Source organism: Methanobacterium sp. SMA-27 (assembly GCF_000744455.1).
Taxonomy (GTDB): domain Archaea; phylum Methanobacteriota; class Methanobacteria; order Methanobacteriales; family Methanobacteriaceae; genus Methanobacterium_B.
This window is the reverse complement of sequence record NZ_JQLY01000001.1, coordinates 479,367-498,423: the sequence shown is the minus strand read 5'-3', so window position 1 is coordinate 498,423 and position 19,057 is coordinate 479,367. Positions and strand designations below refer to the sequence as shown.

The window sequence follows — 19,057 nt, the reverse complement described above, 5'->3', positions numbered from 1 at the left end:
AAACAATTAATTATCATTCAATCCTGAATTTGTTTACAATTATTACTTTATTTTTCAAATTGAGTTCAGAATGAGGAAATCCTGGATTATTATCTGCAAATACCATACAAATTTTTGAACCAGGATTATTTTCTTCATATTGAGATACAGATATGTCGTTATCAATCTTTAAAAGTTCCCTACCATCATAATCTACTATTTTTTCTGGAATACTAATTTTTAATTTATCTGATTTTTTAGCAACTAATATTGATTTTAAAATATTATCCGAAGAGTTACCGTCACCAAATGGGTTTTTAGCATTCTTCATTTTATTGTAGATTCCAAGGTCATTACATATTTTATTGAATGCATCCAATATTTTTTCTTTTTCTGCACCAACTAATATGTTCCCGCCAGCCGTTACTGTTTCTGGACGCTCAGTATTGTATCTTAAGGTTATACATGGCACATTGAGTGTTATAGCCTCTTCCTGTAATCCTCCAGAGTCTGTTATTACTATTTTGGACTTTGAGAGAAGTAACAGAAAGTCCAAGTATCCGATGGGTTTAATGAGTTTGATATGGGAAACACTTTCGAGTTTGTTGTATAATCTAAATTTTTTTAGATTCTTTAAAGTTCTTGGATGTACAGGGAAAATCACTGTAATGTTTTTTAAATGCAAAAGTGCATCTACAATATTTTTGAGTCTTTCTGGATCATCCACATTCTCTGCTCTGTGCATTGTAAGAGTTAATAAATCTCCTGTTATTCCCAGTTTGGATAGTATGTTAGATTTTCTTTCAGCAATTTTCAGATGTCTAATACAAGCATCAACTATTGTATTTCCTGTAATGAAAATTTTATGTGGATCAATATTTTCAAATAGCAAGTTGATAGCTGATTCTTCTGTTGGTACAAAGAACATTGCTGAACAAACATCTGCTATCTGTCTGTTTATCTCTTCAGGCATGGTTTTATCATATGATCTTAACCCTGCTTCCACATGGCCTACTGGTATATGCATCTTGGATGCTGTAATGGCACCTGCAAGCACTGCATTGGTATCTCCTTGAACAAGTACTATATCTGGTTTTTCAATCTCTAAAATATCTTCAATTTTTTCAATCATTGCAGCAGTTTGTTTACCATGAGAATTTGAACCAACTTCAATATTGTATTCTGGTTTCTTGAGTTCTAAATCTAAAAAAAATTGTTGCGACATCTCATAATCGTAGTGTTGCCCTGTATTGATTAAAATATTATCAATATTATTCTTTTCCATTTGAGCCAATACTGGAGCCATTTTAATTATTTCAGGTCTGGTGCCTACTATAGTAACAATTTTCATATTTGATAATCCTTATTATTTTAAATCTAGTTAATTCTATTTGGATGTTGATTTTTTTAATATTAATAATATTAGTATTCTATCTTTTAAATTTATTTTAAATTCAAATTATTGATCAGATGATCTCCTTCTCTGGGCCCGATACTCCTCAACAAGATTCATTAATTTTTTTTCATCCTCAGTTTTCCTCTGGTCCCTTACATTTTCGTTCCATTTATCTATCTCCCTTTTTAGGGATTTAGAATTTATTGTAGCAAATCCATTCATGGAATTGATTTTAAGATCACTAGCTGGAATCAATGGAATCAAATTTTTTTTGAATATATTTTCTGCAGGATCAGAAATTTTATCCATTGTTATAACTGCTTTAACATCAAGCTGCACAATCATCAAAGCAGTTTGTGATCCGCCGCCTTCCGAATTTTTAAGCAGGACAACATCATCCCTTTTAATTTTCCAACGATCAAAAGCTTCTCTTATCCCCTCCTTAGTAAAAGATTCTATGATCTTCACAGGTACTACATTTTCAGATAGTTCCAGTGCACTAATATCTTTTCTTGATTCCAATTTTTTCTCAAGTTCGATTCTTTTGGCTTTTTCATTAGAATTCTGTTCTTGGAGTCTTTTTATCATAGCTATTTTTGATGATAGTTCTTTCTTCTGTAGAATTTTTTTTGTATATTCCCTGTGGAGTTTGTTGATTTTTGATCGGAGTTTTGAGATTTCAGATTGATTCTCAATAATTTCATCTTCAAGTAGGGTATTTTTCAACTTTAAATTTTTGATATATTTCTGTTGAGATTTTAATTTATTATTCAATTTAGAAATCGAAGCATTATCATTTAGATTCGAATTAATTATCCTGTTTGGATCATTTGAAAGCTTTCCATCTAATTTTCCTTCATCTAACTGGATATCCCTCTCAGATTCAGAGTTTCCATAAGTTATTATATCTTTTGATTCTTTATTTAATTTATTTGAATCATTTTTTTTAATTTCTCCATCAATAACTATCTGATCTATAGCCGTGCTAATTGAGGTACCATTTATTACCATTGTTTTGACACTATCAATTTCATTATAAGATAAATCCGTCTTTTCCGCACGTTTCTCTATCTGTTGAAATTTTTTAAGATAATCTCTGTAGGTTTTTACTGCTGCCGCAAGTGCATCCCTCTCATGTGCATTTTGAGGTAAGTTAAATGAGTTTTTATCGGTGAAAATACTTTGTAAATAAGAATCAACAATGTAGATTTTCGATTCTACAGACATACTTCTATAAGGAGACCATATTTTAGAATTTAACGTAGATGCAATTTTTTTGACATTTTTTGGTGCTGGAAAAACATCAGTAGCTATTAAAACAGCCCTTCCATAGTTTATAATGTGACTAACTATTTCTGACCTTCTGATCTCTTTAAAACTAGCAAGTGAAATTAAATTTCCTTTAAGGTCTAGTATGGCTATCCCAACTGTCAGTCCAGGATCATATCCTACTATAACTGCCCTATGGGATCCTTCGATTTTCAAAAATAAATCTGAATCTTTCATACCATATGAACTATCATTCCTATATACCAGGTGATTTCCTCCATTGGATGACTATGGGGATCTATTGTGCACATAATATTTATGGTTATCTGGGATTTCTACGGGGCTTTTAAAACCTTCATCATCTCTTCTTCAGCTGCAGCAATTGTCCTTCTATGAATATATTCTTCCTTAAGTGTTTTAAAGAAGTTATTTCTTGCATATTTATCGTATGTAAAGTCTATGTCCTTGTACTTAATATCCATCAGTATCAGACCTTCAGGAGGTACTGGGGTAATTGGGGCATGATTATCTGGATTTAACAAGAGATTTATTTCATTGTCTTCCATTTTTCCATTTCCTACCATGGTTATTACTTGTACCATTTTACGGACCATATTCCAGAGGAAACTTTCTCCAATTACATCTATAACTATTAATTGCCCAATTTGGTTAACATTTAACTCTTTAACATTTCTTATTGGGGATCTTTCACTTCTCTTGGAAAAATTATGAAAATTGTGTGTGCCCTCCAATATCTTTGCAGCATTTTTCATCAGTTCTAAATTCAAAATTTTTTCACTATATGGATCCGTGAAGAATATATATTTGTAATGTCGGTATTCTGCAAACCTCGGTTTAAATCCATGTGGAACTTCTGCTTTACCAATAATTTGAATATTGGCTGGCAGATAATAGTTGATTTGATTTATAGTTGCATTTGAATCTGCATGGAGAGATATAACATTGCCAAGTGAATGTACTCCTCTATCTGTCCTTCCTGCTATTGAATAATTTGATTTATGGGGATCATCCATAACACCGGCCTTTTTAAATCCCCTTAGAAGTTCACCTTCTACTGTGGGTAGATCAGGCTGCCTCTGGAACCCATAGAAATCGGTCCCAATGTAAGCTATTTTAAATGCAGTTTTAACCATTGAATAACCTCAAATTTCTAACAAATATTTTTATTGTTTTTGATTATTTATGTTGTTGATATTAAGTCCCTATTTAAAGATATTAAAAAATTAGAGGGAAATCTAATTAATTGGAATATTTAATACAGATTTTGTGAATTATTAATTAATCTAAAAAACTGAAATTAAACCCGGATTGTTTCCTGTAATACATTCTCCACCATTAGAAGTGACTATGAATGTGTTTTCAATTCCAACCATTCCAACATCTTTAATTCCCTTTTTAGGTTCCAATGCCAATACCATTCCTTTTTGTAAAGGTTCGTTGAAACCACTTGCAATTACAGGGGTTTCATCTATTAATAATCCAATTCCATGACCTAGGAAATTTACTCTACGATTTCTAAACCCCATGAAGTTTTGGAGAAAGTCCTTTTCAAGAGAATTTATTATTGTATTGTAAATTTCTGAAGGTATAGCACCTGGTTTTAACATTTCTGCAATTTCATTTTGAATAGAAACGCATTTACTATGGATCTCTAAAACATATTTTGGTAAAGGTTTGCCATACATGTATGTCATTGTTTTATCTGTATTGTAGCCTTCTACACCACATCCAACGTCAATAAATACAAGATCTCCACTTTTCAATTTCCTATCACGACATCCAATGACAGGAACTGCTGGACTCATCCCATAATTTCCACCAGGTCCATTAAAATAATTTGGATATATTGAACTCTCACCAAAACCTATCTGACCTAAAACTATTTCGGTGTCAAACATACCAAAACGGGTAACACCATGATGTCCTTCGTTAATCATTACCCTAAAAAGTTCTGCAGCAAGATCTGTTTCACTCATTTTCTCTTTTAACATCTCTGGCACCATGTCTTCCAATACATGTTGATGAATTTGGCCTGCTTTCCTCATGAAAGCTAATTCATATTCACTTTTAATTGCCCTAACTGTGGAAATAACATTATCAAGGGGTTTAAAATTGTTGAATGGGAAATGTTTCTGAAATCGTTTGTAAAATGCAAGTGGAACAACTTCAGTTTCCAGATGAACAGTATCTGGAAGACTTTGAAAACTTTTAACAGCATCTCGGAAACTATTCATTGACTCTATTTTTTGAAATAATGATTCATTAAGTGCTCTTTCATAGCTCCGTCTAACCCAAAAAGTAGCCTCTTTATTCCTTGGTATGATTAGCATGCCATCCTGCATTGTTCCTGTAAAGTAATAGAGGTTTATCTTGCTAAATATAACTGCTATTTCCCATTCAGGATTAAATTCATCCATAAGAGTTCTAAAACGTTCCATACGATTTTCTAATTCTTTTACAGGAGTTTTTATCATAATTTGACCACTTTAGGATTTTAATTCATTTTTATAGAGGTTTAATAAAAGAATTTATTCAATGAGGTATTAAATTTTATTGAGATAATATAATACTAATATTTAATTAATTTTTATAATAATGCTAATAAACTTCTTTTATAAACGTGGGTCAAGTAATATTACCTATTTAAGATAATTTTCTTTGAATAGATTTTTAATATGGGGAATATACCTTTTATAAGAATGTTGTAAAGTCCAGGAGTTAATAGAAAACTTGTTTATATGGTTTAAAATTATAAAAAATTCATTAGGAGGAATACTCAATGTTTATAATACCTGCTGTGGATATAAAAAACGGTAAATGTGTGCAGTTAGTCCAGGGAATACCTGGCACCGAACAAGTGGTCATTGAAAATCCAGAAATTGTTGCAAAAGACTGGGAAAATAAAGGTGCATCGATCTTACACGTTATTAATCTTGATGGTGCCTTTGGAAACAAATCAAAAAACTTGGAAGTTGTGGAAAAGATTCTTGATACTGTGTCAATACCTGTTCAACTAGGAGGAGGAATCCGTACAGTTCAAGATGCTATGGATCTATTAGATATTGGTGTTGAAAAGGTTATTTTAGGCACCATGGCAGTCGAAAATCCCGAAACAGTAAAGGAGCTATCAAATAAATATGGAAGCAATAGAATCCTTGTGGCACTGGATAGTAAGGATTCAAAGGTTGTAATCAAAGGATGGATGGAAAAAACTGAAAAAAATGCATCTGAACTCGGTGTTTCCCTCCAAAAAAAAGGTGCTGGAGGTATACTTTTCACTAATGTTGATGTTGAAGGAATGATGAGTGGATTTGACATGGATCCTCTTTTAGAACTTTTAAATGCTGTTGATATTCCAGTTATTTACTCTGGAGGGGTGACATCTATTATGGATATTGAAAATCTGAGTAAAACAAAAACATTTGGTGTTGTAATTGGTTCTGCTCTTTACAAAGGAAAAATAGATTTTATAGACGCCCTCAAATATCAAAAAATATTGTAACAGGATTATTAGTTGAGAATTTTACTGGAATTTCTTAAAATAATTTCATTTTCTTTTCTATCAACAAACTTCCTCATCTTAAGTATTTGATGGGGATTGGTTGATATAGAACATATTCCATAGTCAACCAATTTATCAACAATCCGTGTATCCGATTTAGCATGCTTTCATATATGTTTATCCTCAATTTCAATAAATCCCATATAAATATTACCTGTATTTCCATCAACAGTTACCACCATTCCCTCTTCAAGGATATGTGTTGCATTTTCTGTGCCAACGACACATGGGATGCGCATCTCTCGTAAAATTATAGCCACATAACTGCTTATTCCACCATAATCTGTTACAACACCCGCCACATTATGTAAATGTGAAAGCATATCATATGATGCCTCTAGAAACAACAACAATTTTTCTTTTCAAATCACTTAAATCGTAATTATCAAGAGTTTTAACTTGGCCTACCCCCATATAATACTCGAACTTATCCCTTTAAGAATTATCATGCATTTATTACTTTATTTTTTGTACTAGAAATATTTTGGGTTTTTTAAGTAGTCTTTAGAAGAGTTTAAATACCTCTTAATCACACGTTACAGATCATGGGACTATATGGAAAAATTAGATGCAAAACCGCCAGAATATCGGGAAAATTTGCAAAAAACGTAGTTAAATTAGGTAAAGGTATGGGAAAAAGCTTTCCAGGTTATCTATTCTTAAACATAGGATCAGATGATTGTTTAATGGAGTTAGCCAAGCAGCCACGTATTGGAAATATCATAATAACTGGCACTAATGGAAAAACTACCACTACCAAGTTAATTAGTTTATTTTTAGCAAACGACACATCAATATCCTATAATTATGATAGTAACACATTAAATGCTATTGCAACAGGATTACTTAGCGATAATATTGATTTAGGTGTTTTTGAGTATGGTATACGCGATATTATGCATGCTATTCCAGATGAAGTATGTAAGCTAGTGCAACCTATAGGGGTTGTTTACACCAATGTTTCAAGGGAACATTCCCTCGTAGCTGGAGTTTCAAATCCATTCAATAGTTATTTAAAAGCTAAAGAACTTTTAAGTGCACCTATGAAAAGGGGAATTGTTATATGTAACTCTGATGATCCAAGAACTGCTTATATTGGGAAAAGAAAAGAAGCAGATACTCATGTGACATATTATGGTCTGGAAATTACCATGAATGATGAATCTTCAAATACTGATATTTATTGCCCATTATGTGGAGAAGTCCTTAATTATACCATTAAATATTCAAATCACAGAGGAGTATTCAGTTGTAGTTGTGGTTTTGAGAGACCCAAACCAGATATGATGCTAACTGAACTTTCAAAAGATTTTGATCAATGGACTGTAAAAATTGAAGGTAATTTATTCAATTACCCAACCGATGAAACTGTTCCTCTCAACTTAACTATAAAAACTCCTGCTTTTGGGCTTTACAATCTCTACAATTTATTATGTGCAGTTACTACCTACGCATCGTTTACACCAACACCTGAAAATGTTGAAAATACAGTTAAAAAAGTATCAAAATCTTTTGATTTATCCATTTTACCTCCTGGAAGGTTTGAAATAATGAAAATAGAGGATAAACTTGTCGGAATGGGTCAAGGAGATAATGGAGATGCACTGAAGGCAAATGTCCAATTTATGGAAGATTATGTTAAAGGTGATCTTGGATTTATTTATACCACTCCTGATACTGGAGAAGATGATATCTTTGAAGATCATTTGAATACATTGATCTCAGCAAAACCTAAAATGGTTTATGTTGTTCCAGGTAGAAGTTCTATTGAAGCAGCTAGGGAATATTATGACAAAATCAGCAAAGTACTTGATGCTGAGTTTTATCCTTTAGCATATGAAGATATGCCCAAAAGAAGAGAGAAAATAATTGAAATAATCTACAAATCTCAATACAAGTATATGATTGTAACAGGTTGTGGTCCCGAGCATTATATGTGGGCTGAACTTAAATCTGAACTTAAATCAAACAGCGAATCTTTCTAAAATACCTATTAATTTTTTATATATACCCGAAAATGGCCCTAATTTATTACCGAGTTTGTGCATTATTCTTACATCTTCTAATTTTAATCCCCCAATCACTGCTAGAACTCCGAAATATATGAATGGAGATATTATTAAAGCCAGGAAAAAGAATGATTTAGTTTGTGGAAATGGAATGAAAACAATACCCATGATTATGGAAGCTATAGTAATTTTAGCAAAATCCATTATAGGTAAACTGATTCTTGCTAGTTGAAGTGTTTTCCATACTAGTGTCGACATAATAAATAGAGATGTGATGGTTGTGGCTATTGCAGCACCATTAATTCCATATGGCGGTACGAGAACTATGCTTAATATTATATCTATAGTTGTTCCAATTATCAGTACGTACATAGGTAATCTTGGATGTCCTAATCCTTGTGCTATGCTTGATGAAACAGTATAGATTGTGAAAAAAAGCATTCCTGCTGCTAATATCTGGAGAGCAGCAGATCCCGGTATGTATGCCTGTCCAAATAGTATTGATATGATAGGTGTAGCAAATACAATTGTTCCAATACAGAGTGGTACAACAAATAGTGATACATAACGGTAAGATTGTAAAACATATGTTTTAAGAAGTTCCTTATTATTAAGACTCATAGCTTCTGCTGTTGCTGGAAGCACGGAAGTAGCAACTGCCATAGATATTATGAGCGGCAATCTTGCAACAGGACTTGCTGCATTGTAATATCCAACAAATTCACTGGCCATGTAATGACCAATAACTAATGTCCCCATATCATATAGTGCCAGTTCTGCTAAACCCGTTATAACTACAGGTATTGAAAAGAAAAGTAACATTTTCGCTATTTTTAGCTCATCATTAAAAGTCAAAGTTTTTGATGCTCTTGAAAGTAATTTTTTTGGTTGGGATATTTTTCCTTTCACATCTCTCTGGAAGAGATAAACTGCAACTGCTAATGCTGCCATAAATCCCACCGCAGTACCTATAACTGCACCTGCAACATAAAACCCTGCAAAAACCAATCCCACTGCAAATATAACCATGAAAATAAGTTCAAATGCTCTTGTTATCAGTATATTTGTCATCTGATAGAATCCTTGGAATGTTCCTCTTATCGCCCCTACAATTACACTGAATGGTGTTATTAAAGCGATTAACTGAAATGGTAATATTGCTTCGGGTTTGCCGAATAATCCCATTGCAAGAGGTTCAGCTAAAAAGAATATAATAACACTGAAGATGAGTCCAAGTGCAATCATCAACTTAGTGGATATGTTTATAACCGCTTTAACCATTTCAGTATCATTTTTTGCGTAATATTCAGACACATGCTTGGCAATGGCAGGGGGAAGTCCTGCTCCTGCAATTATTATTAAAAAACCCTGAAATGGGAGTGTAAGGCCAAGAATACCATATCCTGCAGGCCCTAATAAATTAGCCATAAGAAATCTGTAAATGTAACCCCCTATACGGAATAGGAATGATCCCATTAGTATTACAATACTTCCTTGGGCTATTTTTGAACTCATAACTGTTACCACATTAGAGTATAAATGAAAAATATTCTAATTATTTATTTGATGTAATTCTGTTAATAATTTATTTCTTTATTCCTTGTTTTAGATAATGGAATACTGATAGGAGATTAATATTATTTTGGAGAATTAAGATTTTATAGAATCTTATTAAAATAATAATACCATTAATGTGCATATGCACGAGATAGTTTTTATTGTCTTGACAAGTATAAATACATGAACAATATAAAAAATTAACTTAAATGTATTGAAAGATTAATTTTTCATTTATTCACTAAAATAGTATTTAATAGGGGTGTAAACATTAAAATAGTTATGGCAACAGGAACATTTGACATAATACATCCAGGTCATGGATATTACCTTGAAGAATCAAAAAAAGTTGGAGGGAAAGATTCCAAACTTGTGGTAGTAGTTGCAAGGGATTCAACTGTAAGATCAAAGAAAAGGGTACCAGTAGTTGATGAAAAACAGAGATTAGAAGTTGTTAAAATGATAAAATTTGTTAATGAAGCCTATCTTGGAAATGAAAATGATATGTTCAAGATTGTGAAAGAAATTAAACCTGATATAATTACTATAGGTTCAGATCAGAACTATGATATAACCAATCTAAAAAAAGAACTAACAGATAGAGGGATAAATTCTGAAGTTGTAAGGATTGAAGGATATAAAAAAGGACAGCTCGATAGTACTTGTAAAATAATAAAGAAAATTAAAGGAATGGAATTTAATGAAAACATTTTTAAAAAATGTTAATTTAAACCAGCAGCAATATTAAAATCTATTTAAGATAAATATCATATTGTTATACAGTTAATGTGCTGTTTCTGGAATTTTCAAATTATAAAATGTATGTTTCCAATCCTGTTACATGTCCTTAGGGGCAAGAATATAATATGTCATTTATTCTAAGAGAATCAAAAAAAAATAATTTATTTTAATATAAACACTAAAAAACCAATATCTTATATCTGATCATGTGAAGATATTGTGCTATGGAAGATATCATGGAGAAAGAAAAGGTTCAAAAGGCCGTTAAAATACTGGAAAACTCTTCAGAATTTGCTGAACTAATTCCTGAGGTTCGCAGCAATATAGTAATGGCAATTGAGGATGCTAAAACAATTGACCAAATCGTAGGCATTCCCGGAAGGATTACAATTGTTAATGGTATGCCTAAAGCCGTAATGCCTCCTGATTTTATGAGTTCGTCCCATATGGCTAGATTAGTACTTACTATCATTAAACACGACCCTTCCAAGAGAAGTGCAATAAACTTGAAGTACAACCCAATGATACTTGATATATGCAGAAAACTTGGATTGGAAGTATCATCCTATAACCGGACTCAAGAACCTGATAAAGTTAAAGAAATTGAAGGCAGTACAATTCCATGGGGAGTTGAAACTGCAATCGAAAAATCAGGAACAGTTCCAGATGTGATATATCATAAGGGTGCTTGGGGAAAGGAACCAATGATATGTCTAATAGGTTTAGATGCTTGCGAAGTTGCTGAGATGGCTGTTTGTATTGCAAAATTATTTGAAATCCGTAAAAATGAAGTTGTTAAATCAACTGAAAAGATTGAAGAATCACTTAATAACTGTCATGATGTTATTTTTGCCCCATCAAGAAGATCCTGGAAGAATAAAAAACATGATGTACCTTGTGTATTTTGTGCAATAGCAGAGGGCAATCCAGATATAAAAGAAATGGTCTTATACAATGATAAAGAAAATATGGTTCTAATGAATATATTTCCATACAGTAGAGGCCATCTAGAGGTTGTACCTGTTAAGCACTTTACAGACTTAAATGAGCTGAATTCAGAAGAATTGGAAAAATTGTTCTGTCTTGTTCAAAGATCAATATCACTTATCAGGAAAGTTATTAAACCTGACGGAATCAATGTTGGATTAAACCTTGGAAAAACTGCAGGAGCAAGTATAGAACATCTCCACATTCACATAGTGCCAAGATTTAAAGTTGAATCTGGTTTCATGGAGACAACTGCAGATACTAGGGTAATTGATGAAGATATTAATGTTACCTATAAGAAATTCGCTGAAAAGCTTGATATTTTTGAGGGATGAATCTATGAAGTATGATATGTACAATGAAGTTTTGGAACAGCCTAAATCACTGAAAAAGACTTTAAATGAAGAAGAATCTCATATGAAAGAGATTGCAGAGAAAATAAATGGCATGGATAGAATTTATTTGGTTGGTTGCGGGAGTTCACTTTCCACTTGTTACTCTGCTAGGGATGCAATTGGTTTTTTATCAGACATGAATGTTGAAGTTCATACTGGCTATGAATTTGTGCATCATAAAAACCTTCAAAAATCAAATTCAGTATTAATATTAACATCACAATCAGGTGAAACTGCAGATACTTTAGCAGCACTCAGGAAAGCACAAGAAAATGGTATTTATACTATTTCAATTACAAACGAACCTGAAAGCAGTATGATTAAAGAATCTGATGATTCAGTCCTGACTCGTTGTGGGAGAGAAACCGCAATATTAGGTACAAAAACCTATATGACACAACTTCTATGCCTATATGAAATTCTGTTTTCAATTGAAGGATCAGTAGAAGCTGAAAAGATTTTAAACGATCTAAAACAAATTCCATCCATTATAGAAGAATTGCTCAAGAGTACAGAAGAAGAAAATAGAATTTTAGCCAAAGAATATAAAGATGAAGATATCTTTTATTGTATGGGTAGTGGTCCAAACTTTGGTTTGGCCTACAAGGTTGCTATGACCATGTTAATGGAGGGAGCACTAAAACATGCCTGTCCACTTTACTCAGGAGAGTTTAGACATGGTTTAATAGAAAGGGCAGAGAAAAATGTTCCAATAATATTTTTAGATGCAGGTTTCCCTGGTGATGAGCTAACCAGTAAATCAATAGAATTTTCAAATGAAATAGGTGCAAAAACTATCACATTCAATATGAACGATTATTCCAACATACATCCCCTCCTAGCACCATTCATACTGATAATTCCGATTGAATGGTTTATTTACTATTTGTCCCTCTACAATGGAGAAGATCCAGGAAGTACAAGGCACATAGGGAAAGTAAGATACTAATTTTCATATTGTTTAATTAAATATTAAAAAGAATGAAATACTAAAATTGAATTGGGTATAATATTTCTTGATATTAAAAATCTTAATTCCTTGAAGCTCAATCAACTTTAACTTCAAATGTTTCTTTCTTTTCTAATTTAGGTAAAATAACCGTTAGAACGCCATTTTCTAATTTAGCTGATGATTCTGTGCTTCTTACTTTTAAGGGAAGATTTATAATTCTATTTACTTTCACATGATTTCTTTCCTTTTTCAGGAAATTTTTTCCTTCAGCTTCAGTATCTTCATCGAACTGAGCTGTAATTTCAATTGTATCCTCTGTTATGTCTATTGTAATGTCTTGTCTTTTAAAACCAGGTAAATCTGTCATGACAGTTAACTGTTCTTCATCTTCAACAATGTCCATATTGGGCTTTAGAGGCGAATTTGATGTATATTCATTGAGTGTTCTCCCTAAATCGTTTTGTTTTTCTTTAATTGTATAAATAACATCTTTAAACATTTCTTCAGCTGAGTTTCTTCTTTTCATTGTCAAATTCCTCCATTTTAGCTATTATTTCAGTAACACCAATCCCCTCGGATGCTGAGAGCATAAGAGGACTTTGCAATTGATTAATATAACCATTTACATATTCAATATTTTCTACAAGGTCCATTTTGTTAAAAATACATTGAATTGGAGTTTTGAAAACATGTTTTATTTCATTGTAAAGGTTTAATTGACTTTCTAATGGATATCCTGATGTTTCAGATGCATCGAATATGTAAAAAACAATATCTGCAAGATGTTCAAGTGCAACCATTGCATTTAATTCTATTTCGTTCATATCCTGTACTGGCCTATCAAGAAGTCCTGGTGTGTCTATAAACTGGAAATGTGTCCATTTATGTTCAAGATGACCAATTTGAATCCCTGTAGTTGTGAATGGATAATCAGCTACTTTTGGCTCTGCTGTTGTTAACTGGCGAAGTAGAGTTGATTTTCCCACATTGGGGAATCCTGCAATAACCGCGGTTGTTGCCTTGAAATCAATAGTTGGCATGTTCCTTAACTTCTGCTTTGCAAAATCCAGAAAATTTAGTTCATCCTCAATACGATATACAACCGATGCTAATCTTCCAAATGCTTCCTTCCTAACCTTAGAAGCATCTTCCGAGCTTGATCTGCGTATTTTGAAAACATATTGATTTTCAAATTTTGATATTAAATCTACTGCCCATTTAAGAGCCCCAAGGGATTTTTTAAATTGATCAACCCCTACCACAACATCTATGTAGTCCTGGTAAAACATATTCAAGGTTGAGATCTTTGGAATCTTTTCAAGTATGCTATTGAATGTTTCTTCAGTTACTTGACAAGCAGTTTTGATCCTTGCCTCTTCTGTCTTCTTTGATTTTTGATGACGAGGAATTTTTGAACTTCTGACTTTATTAGCCGCCTTTTTAGCCCTGCTAAAACTTTTGTCCAGAACCTCTTCTGGTGTTGGAATAGTTGGTATAAACATTTGATCACTTTTTTATAAATTTAATTTGTTATCCTATTTTTTTTAATATATATCAGATAATATGACGATATGAACTGATATAACGAGTTTTAATGATTGAAACTTTAGTGAAATTTAATTGCACAATTAGAAACTCAGATAGTGTATTAAGGTAAGTATGTTCTATGATATTTAACCTTCGTTTAAATCATATTGTAATAAAAAAAATTAATTATTGTATTTAAATTCTTTATTCCTCAAATATTTGGGATGAAAATTTATAAATTTTTACATCATTGAGTTGCCAGCAATCCGATGAAAGTCCAGCTTTCATACAAGTATTTGAAAGTAGTTCTTCCACATTCCATCCCCAGTCTGTAGCAACTTGAGGCAATAATAATCCTCTGTATGGTCCTCTTTCAACAATAAGCCCGTCCTGACCAATATTTATCTTTTCAATATATTCTGTGGGATTTTTCACATCAATAAGGACAGGTTTAGTTAGAACACTTACTTCTACATTTATCTGATCAAGTTCACCAGGAGTTACTGGATTAAATCTTGGATCCCTTGTTGCAGCAGATATTGCAGCATCAACTACAGCATTTATAAGAGGCATTACTGGTTCGGGGTAACCAATACATCCTCTGAGTTGATTTTCACGGTTTAATGTTACAAAAACCCCCATATTGTCCCTTAATTTGGGATCGGCATCTTCAGGAATTTTTATTATTTCTTTATCAACCAAATATGTAACAATTGCCTTTCTTGCAAGTTGAACAAGAAATTTTCCATCTTCTGAAGTTAACATAGGTTTCCTCCTAAATTTTATTTCATGATTCTTTGTATAAGAATTATTATGTTGCTCCACCCACAGTAGCCTTGGAAACTCTCACGTGAGGTCCTCCGTCTCCAACAGGGACTGTTTGTCCGGATTTTCCACAGAACCCAACACCCATTTTAAAGTCTGATCCGAGTGCATCCACATTATTAAGAATTTCCATAATGCTGCCTGAAAGTGAAACATCCCTGAGAGGATCTTTTATCTCCCCATCCTTTATTATAAAAGATTCAGCTGCATTGAATTGGAATACACCCTTTCCAGTATCTACTTGTCCTCCTCTTGATCCTTTGAGATATATTCCGTCCTTCATACCTTCCAATAATTCTTCAAACGATTGATCACCCGGTTTTAAATATGTATTACTCATTCTGACAATTGGTTGTTCACCAACCGAAGATCTAGCATTTCCAGAGGAATTAATTCCAAGTTTTGATGCTGTTTCCCTTGAGCTTAGAAGTGATGTAAGAACACCATTCTTTACCAGAATGTTTTCTGATGTTTTAACACCCTCCGCATCATATGGATAATATCCGAATGCATTCATGCTTGCATCATCAATTATAGTTACTAGATTTGAACCTATCTGGGTTCCGAGCTTATTTTTTAATATCGAATCGTTCTGAAGTATTAGATCTGCTTCAGAGGCATGTCCAAGTGCTTCATGAATAAAAACACCTGTTAATTCTGGATCAAGGACTACTGGAAAACTTCCAGATGGTGGTGATTTTGCATTAAGGAGCCTTACTGCTTTTAATGCAGCAGTTCTACCAAAATTCTCGATATCATGATCTTTAATAACCTCAAAACCTCTTGAACCGCCAATACTTTTATGTCCAAACTGTATACCTTCTTCAGATGCTGCAACTGCATTTATAAACATTGCCACCCTTGATTCTTCCATTGTGAGTGAAGTACCTTCAGAGTTTAAGTACAGAGTAGTACCTTCCCCATCAACATAATTTACAGTTGTGCTAACAATTTGTTCGATCTTGGCTGCTGCATCTGCATCGTGTACAATTTCCTTCTTTTCTTCTAAAGATACTTTAGAAGGTAAAAGTTTGGCCTTGAATTTAACATTATCTTTGTAGGAATTTACTTCGTTTAATTCTACATCACTTTTTGTTGATTTTGCAAGTTTCAATGCAGATTCAGCTATTTCATTTAGTTTGGATAGCTGAGTGGTATATGCAAACCCCCAAGAACCATTCTTGAGAACCCTTACTGATCCACCGAAATCTGATCCAGAACGTATTTCCTGTATTTTACCATCTTTCATAACAATAACAGTATTTTTACTTTCATTAACTCTTAAATCTACATAATCTGCCATCTTATCGATGGAATCAATAGTTTTTTTAAATACATCGGGATCTAACTTATTTTTAATTGAAGATGACATGTTTAGCACTCCTTTAACTAAATACCAAATTAATGTAATATTTTTATGAAGAGTAATCTTTTCTATTATTTATATTATTTTTGCGTACGAAAAGAAATATTTTGTTATAATAAGCTGTTAATTATTTTTTCCAAAAATAATTTCTATCTTAAAATACTAAGTTTTTATGATAATCATATTTCAGTAAATACAAATTTACATAATAAAACATAATATTACATAGAAAAACTAGTTAATCAATAAAGGTATAGTTATATAGTTCAAGAAAATCAACCTAGTTGAAAAAGTCCAATCTAAATTCGATCTGCAACACTTCTTTTGTTGACCCCAAAGGTTGTGAATTAGAAATTATTTACAGTTAAATGGTAAATGCAGAGGGTTAATTTAATTCCTGTTCAAATTTCAACTTTTATTTTCTTTTTCTATATTTTTTTGTTAATTGAATAATTATTATAATGGTACGGACGTGACTCATAATGAAGACCATTGAAGAAATAAATGAACGAATCAAAAACGGAGATGCAGTTGTTGTTACTGCTGTTGAAATGACCCAAATTGTTAGGGAAAATGGGGCTGAAAAAGCAGCAGAGGATATTGATGTTGTTACAACTGGTACTTTTGGTGCCATGTGTTCTTCAGGAGCTTTTTTGAACTTCGGTCATACCGATCCTCCAATAAAAATGACCAAAACTTATCTTAATGGAGTTGAAGCTTATTCCGGACTTGCCGCAGTTGATACTTATATTGGTGCCACCCAGCCAAGCAGAAATCCTGAGATTGGAATTGATTATGGTGGGGCCCATGTAATTGAGGATCTTATTATGGGCAAAGATGTTGAATTGATTGCAAGTTCCTATGGAACAGATTGTTACCCTTTAACAGACATTAAAACACATGTTAATATTGAAAATCTCAACGATGCCATAATGGTAAATCCACGTAATTCTTATCAGAACTATGCTGCTGCTGTGAACTCCACTGATGAAACAATTTACACTTATATGGGCACTCTCTTACCCAACATGGGTAACGTAAGCTTTTCAAGTGCGGGTGGATTGAGTCCCCTTTTAAACGACCCATACTTCCAAACAATAGGTATGGGTACCAAGATATTCCTTTGTGGTGCAGAGGGATATGTAATAGGAGAAGGTACCCAACATAACACCGAAGTTCAAAGAAAAAATGGTGTTCCAACCGATGGAGCAGGTACGCTTATGTTGAAGGGAGATATGAAAGAGATGGATCATGAATATGTTCGTGGTGCAACTATGCCTAAATACGGTTCAACTCTCTATGTTGGTATAGGTATACCGATACCTATTTTAAATAGTGATATAGCTCAAAGAACAGCCATTAGTGACGAAGATGTCGTTTGTCATGTTCTAGATTATGGTGTTGCTAAACGTAGCAAGCCAATTATATTAGAAACCAATTATAAAGAGCTTAGAAGTGGTAGTATTGAAATTAATGGAGTTGATATTGAATCTTCACCATTATCCTCCTATAAAAAGGCCTTGAAAATTGCTGAAGAGCTTAAATCTTGGATGGATAATGGAGATTTCTTGCTTACAAATCCTGTTAAATTGTTAGCTTCTGAGGGTCGAAGCCCTAGACCTCTTAATATAAGAAGACAAACGGTTCTGGTAAATGAAATCAAAGGAAAACCATTGATAATAGCAAGCCCTAACGATGATATAACTGATGTTGCTAAAAGACTGGTTCAAAATAATGTCAACCATCTACCTGTAGTTGATTCAGATAATAAGTTATTGGGAATTGTAACCTCATGGGATATTGCCAATGCAGTTGCAAAGGGTGAAAATAGATTAAAGGATGTTATGACCAAAAAAGTCGTAATTGCAAGGGAAGATGAACCTGTTGATGTTATTGCAAGACGTATTGACAAGCATGAAATATCTGGCCTTCCAATAATAGACAAAAATAATCGAGTGAAGGGTATGATAACTGCAGAAGATATTTCAAGGCTTATGTGTGTAAGGAATGTAGAGGAAGGTGTTTAATATGAAAGCCTGGCTTAAATTTTCTCCTAAAATGGTGAACCAAGCTGTAATCACCCATATGATAAAAAAATTTGATGTGAGTTTCAATATTCTCCGTGCAGATATCAATCCAAAGGGCGGTAAGATGCTTATAGAGATATCTGGTCCTGATGCTAAAGAGGGTATTGAATACATAAAAAAAGCAGGAATTGATGTAAGCCCTGTAAAGCGAGTTGTGAAAAAAGATGAAGAACTTTGCATCGATTGTGGAGCTTGCATTTCATTATGCCCTGTTAAGGCCATAGAAATAGAAAAAGACTGGACAGTTGATGTTAAAGATAAAGAGTGTATTGGTTGTAAATTGTGCACCTTTTCTTGTCCAACAAAGGCCATAAAAGTAGTAGAGTAAGATTAAATTAATATGGCATGAAAATCTGCCATTCATTATTCTTTTTCAATTATATT

At 32.9% G+C, this 19,057-nt stretch carries 17 protein-coding genes; 7 read left to right on the top strand and 10 right to left on the bottom strand.

The window, feature by feature from the left end:
* Positions 1-13: 13 nt before the first annotated feature.
* From wecB to DL91_RS02500, 4 genes are all read right to left on the bottom strand, one after another.
* Positions 14-1,330, bottom strand: a complete 1,317-nt coding sequence (gene wecB, locus DL91_RS02515; RefSeq protein ID WP_048190116.1) for a non-hydrolyzing UDP-N-acetylglucosamine 2-epimerase — start codon at positions 1,328-1,330, stop codon at positions 14-16.
* A 108-nt stretch (positions 1,331-1,438) separates the two neighbouring features.
* Positions 1,439-2,881, bottom strand: a complete 1,443-nt coding sequence (locus DL91_RS02510) for a DUF460 domain-containing protein (RefSeq protein ID WP_052374032.1) — start codon at positions 2,879-2,881, stop codon at positions 1,439-1,441.
* Positions 2,882-2,979: 98 nt separating this feature from the next.
* Positions 2,980-3,798: a tRNA pseudouridine(38-40) synthase TruA gene (gene truA, locus DL91_RS02505; protein WP_048190115.1), complete on the bottom strand. Its 819-nt coding sequence runs from the start codon at positions 3,796-3,798 to the stop codon at positions 2,980-2,982.
* A 150-nt stretch (positions 3,799-3,948) separates the two neighbouring features.
* On the bottom strand, positions 3,949-5,139 hold the full coding sequence (locus tag DL91_RS02500; RefSeq protein ID WP_048190114.1) for a Xaa-Pro peptidase family protein: 1,191 nt from the start codon (positions 5,137-5,139) through the stop codon (positions 3,949-3,951).
* Positions 5,140-5,444: 305 nt separating this feature from the next.
* Here DL91_RS02500 and hisA point away from each other — a divergent pair, with 305 nt between their 5' ends.
* Positions 5,445-6,167 carry a 1-(5-phosphoribosyl)-5-[(5-phosphoribosylamino)methylideneamino]imidazole-4-carboxamide isomerase gene (gene hisA / locus DL91_RS02495; protein WP_048190113.1) on the top strand — a complete coding sequence of 241 codons (723 nt, stop codon included), beginning with the start codon at positions 5,445-5,447 and terminating at the stop codon, positions 6,165-6,167.
* Between the two features lie 167 nt (positions 6,168-6,334).
* Here the strand turns inward: hisA and DL91_RS13040 are convergent, their stop codons facing one another.
* A complete protein-coding gene (locus DL91_RS13040) occupies positions 6,335-6,577 on the bottom strand; it encodes a PEP-utilizing enzyme (protein WP_231551358.1) in 243 nt (80 codons plus the stop codon).
* Positions 6,578-6,772: 195 nt separating this feature from the next.
* Here DL91_RS13040 and DL91_RS02485 point away from each other — a divergent pair, with 195 nt between their 5' ends.
* Entirely contained in the window at positions 6,773-8,212 is a 1,440-nt protein-coding gene (locus tag DL91_RS02485) for a Mur ligase family protein (RefSeq protein WP_048190111.1), read from the top strand.
* On the opposite strand, the gene DL91_RS02480 is transcribed toward DL91_RS02485, so the two are convergent.
* On the bottom strand, positions 8,192-9,751 hold the full coding sequence (locus DL91_RS02480) for a flippase (protein ID WP_048190110.1): 1,560 nt from the start codon (positions 9,749-9,751) through the stop codon (positions 8,192-8,194). The two genes, DL91_RS02485 and DL91_RS02480, sit on opposite strands and share 21 nt — an antisense overlap.
* Before the next feature lie 324 nt (positions 9,752-10,075).
* Between DL91_RS02480 and DL91_RS02475 the strand changes: the two genes are divergently transcribed.
* From DL91_RS02475 to DL91_RS02465, 3 genes are all read left to right on the top strand, one after another.
* On the top strand, positions 10,076-10,519 hold the full coding sequence (locus DL91_RS02475; RefSeq protein ID WP_048190109.1) for an adenylyltransferase/cytidyltransferase family protein: 444 nt from the start codon (positions 10,076-10,078) through the stop codon (positions 10,517-10,519).
* A gap of 239 nt (positions 10,520-10,758) precedes the next feature.
* Positions 10,759-11,856 (top strand): thiamine-phosphate synthase family protein, encoded by a 1,098-nt coding sequence (locus tag DL91_RS02470; RefSeq protein ID WP_231551357.1) that lies wholly within the window; start codon positions 10,759-10,761, stop codon positions 11,854-11,856.
* Between the two features lie 4 nt (positions 11,857-11,860).
* Complete coding sequence (locus DL91_RS02465) at positions 11,861-12,865, top strand: SIS domain-containing protein (RefSeq protein WP_048190108.1); 1,005 nt, start codon at positions 11,861-11,863, stop codon at positions 12,863-12,865.
* A gap of 97 nt (positions 12,866-12,962) precedes the next feature.
* On the opposite strand, the gene DL91_RS02460 is transcribed toward DL91_RS02465, so the two are convergent.
* The 4 genes from DL91_RS02460 to DL91_RS02445 form a co-directional block, all read right to left on the bottom strand.
* Positions 12,963-13,394: an Hsp20/alpha crystallin family protein gene (locus DL91_RS02460; RefSeq protein ID WP_048190107.1), complete on the bottom strand. Its 432-nt coding sequence runs from the start codon at positions 13,392-13,394 to the stop codon at positions 12,963-12,965.
* A complete protein-coding gene (locus DL91_RS02455) occupies positions 13,372-14,370 on the bottom strand; it encodes an NOG1 family protein (protein ID WP_048190106.1) in 999 nt (332 codons plus the stop codon). Before DL91_RS02455 ends, DL91_RS02460 begins: the two co-directional genes overlap by 23 nt.
* A gap of 229 nt (positions 14,371-14,599) precedes the next feature.
* A complete protein-coding gene (locus tag DL91_RS02450) occupies positions 14,600-15,160 on the bottom strand; it encodes a TIGR00296 family protein (protein WP_048190105.1) in 561 nt (186 codons plus the stop codon).
* Between the two features lie 46 nt (positions 15,161-15,206).
* The gene (locus tag DL91_RS02445; protein WP_197050578.1) at positions 15,207-16,592 is read right to left on the bottom strand and encodes a TldD/PmbA family protein; all 1,386 of its coding nucleotides are present in this window, start codon (positions 16,590-16,592) and stop codon (positions 15,207-15,209) included.
* Between the two features lie 476 nt (positions 16,593-17,068).
* On the opposite strand from DL91_RS02445, the gene DL91_RS02440 reads away from it, so the two are divergent.
* Both DL91_RS02440 and DL91_RS02435 read left to right on the top strand, forming a co-directional pair.
* Positions 17,069-18,613 (top strand): homocysteine biosynthesis protein, encoded by a 1,545-nt coding sequence (locus DL91_RS02440; RefSeq protein ID WP_048190104.1) that lies wholly within the window; start codon positions 17,069-17,071, stop codon positions 18,611-18,613.
* Between the two features lies 1 nt (position 18,614).
* Positions 18,615-19,001 (top strand): 4Fe-4S binding protein, encoded by a 387-nt coding sequence (locus tag DL91_RS02435; protein WP_048190103.1) that lies wholly within the window; start codon positions 18,615-18,617, stop codon positions 18,999-19,001.
* Positions 19,002-19,057 lie beyond the last annotated feature (56 nt).

Coding starts and splice junctions, on each gene's coding strand:
- wecB (WP_048190116.1), bottom strand. CDS start 1,330: ATGAAAATTGTTACTATAGTAGGCACCAGACCTGAAATAATTAAAATG.
- DL91_RS02510 (WP_052374032.1), bottom strand. CDS start 2,881: ATGAAAGATTCAGATTTATTTTTGAAAATCGAAGGATCCCATAGGGCA.
- truA (WP_048190115.1), bottom strand. CDS start 3,798: ATGGTTAAAACTGCATTTAAAATAGCTTACATTGGGACCGATTTCTAT.
- DL91_RS02500 (WP_048190114.1), bottom strand. CDS start 5,139: ATGATAAAAACTCCTGTAAAAGAATTAGAAAATCGTATGGAACGTTTT.
- hisA (WP_048190113.1), top strand. CDS start 5,445: ATGTTTATAATACCTGCTGTGGATATAAAAAACGGTAAATGTGTGCAG.
- DL91_RS02485 (WP_048190111.1), top strand. CDS start 6,773: ATGGGACTATATGGAAAAATTAGATGCAAAACCGCCAGAATATCGGGA.
- DL91_RS02480 (WP_048190110.1), bottom strand. CDS start 9,751: ATGAGTTCAAAAATAGCCCAAGGAAGTATTGTAATACTAATGGGATCA.
- DL91_RS02475 (WP_048190109.1), top strand. CDS start 10,076: ATGGCAACAGGAACATTTGACATAATACATCCAGGTCATGGATATTAC.
- DL91_RS02470 (WP_231551357.1), top strand. CDS start 10,759: ATGGAAGATATCATGGAGAAAGAAAAGGTTCAAAAGGCCGTTAAAATA.
- DL91_RS02465 (WP_048190108.1), top strand. CDS start 11,861: ATGAAGTATGATATGTACAATGAAGTTTTGGAACAGCCTAAATCACTG.
- DL91_RS02460 (WP_048190107.1), bottom strand. CDS start 13,394: ATGAAAAGAAGAAACTCAGCTGAAGAAATGTTTAAAGATGTTATTTAT.
- DL91_RS02455 (WP_048190106.1), bottom strand. CDS start 14,370: ATGTTTATACCAACTATTCCAACACCAGAAGAGGTTCTGGACAAAAGT.
- DL91_RS02450 (WP_048190105.1), bottom strand. CDS start 15,160: ATGTTAACTTCAGAAGATGGAAAATTTCTTGTTCAACTTGCAAGAAAG.
- DL91_RS02445 (WP_197050578.1), bottom strand. CDS start 16,592: ATGTCATCTTCAATTAAAAATAAGTTAGATCCCGATGTATTTAAAAAA.
- DL91_RS02440 (WP_048190104.1), top strand. CDS start 17,069: ATGAAGACCATTGAAGAAATAAATGAACGAATCAAAAACGGAGATGCA.
- DL91_RS02435 (WP_048190103.1), top strand. CDS start 18,615: ATGAAAGCCTGGCTTAAATTTTCTCCTAAAATGGTGAACCAAGCTGTA.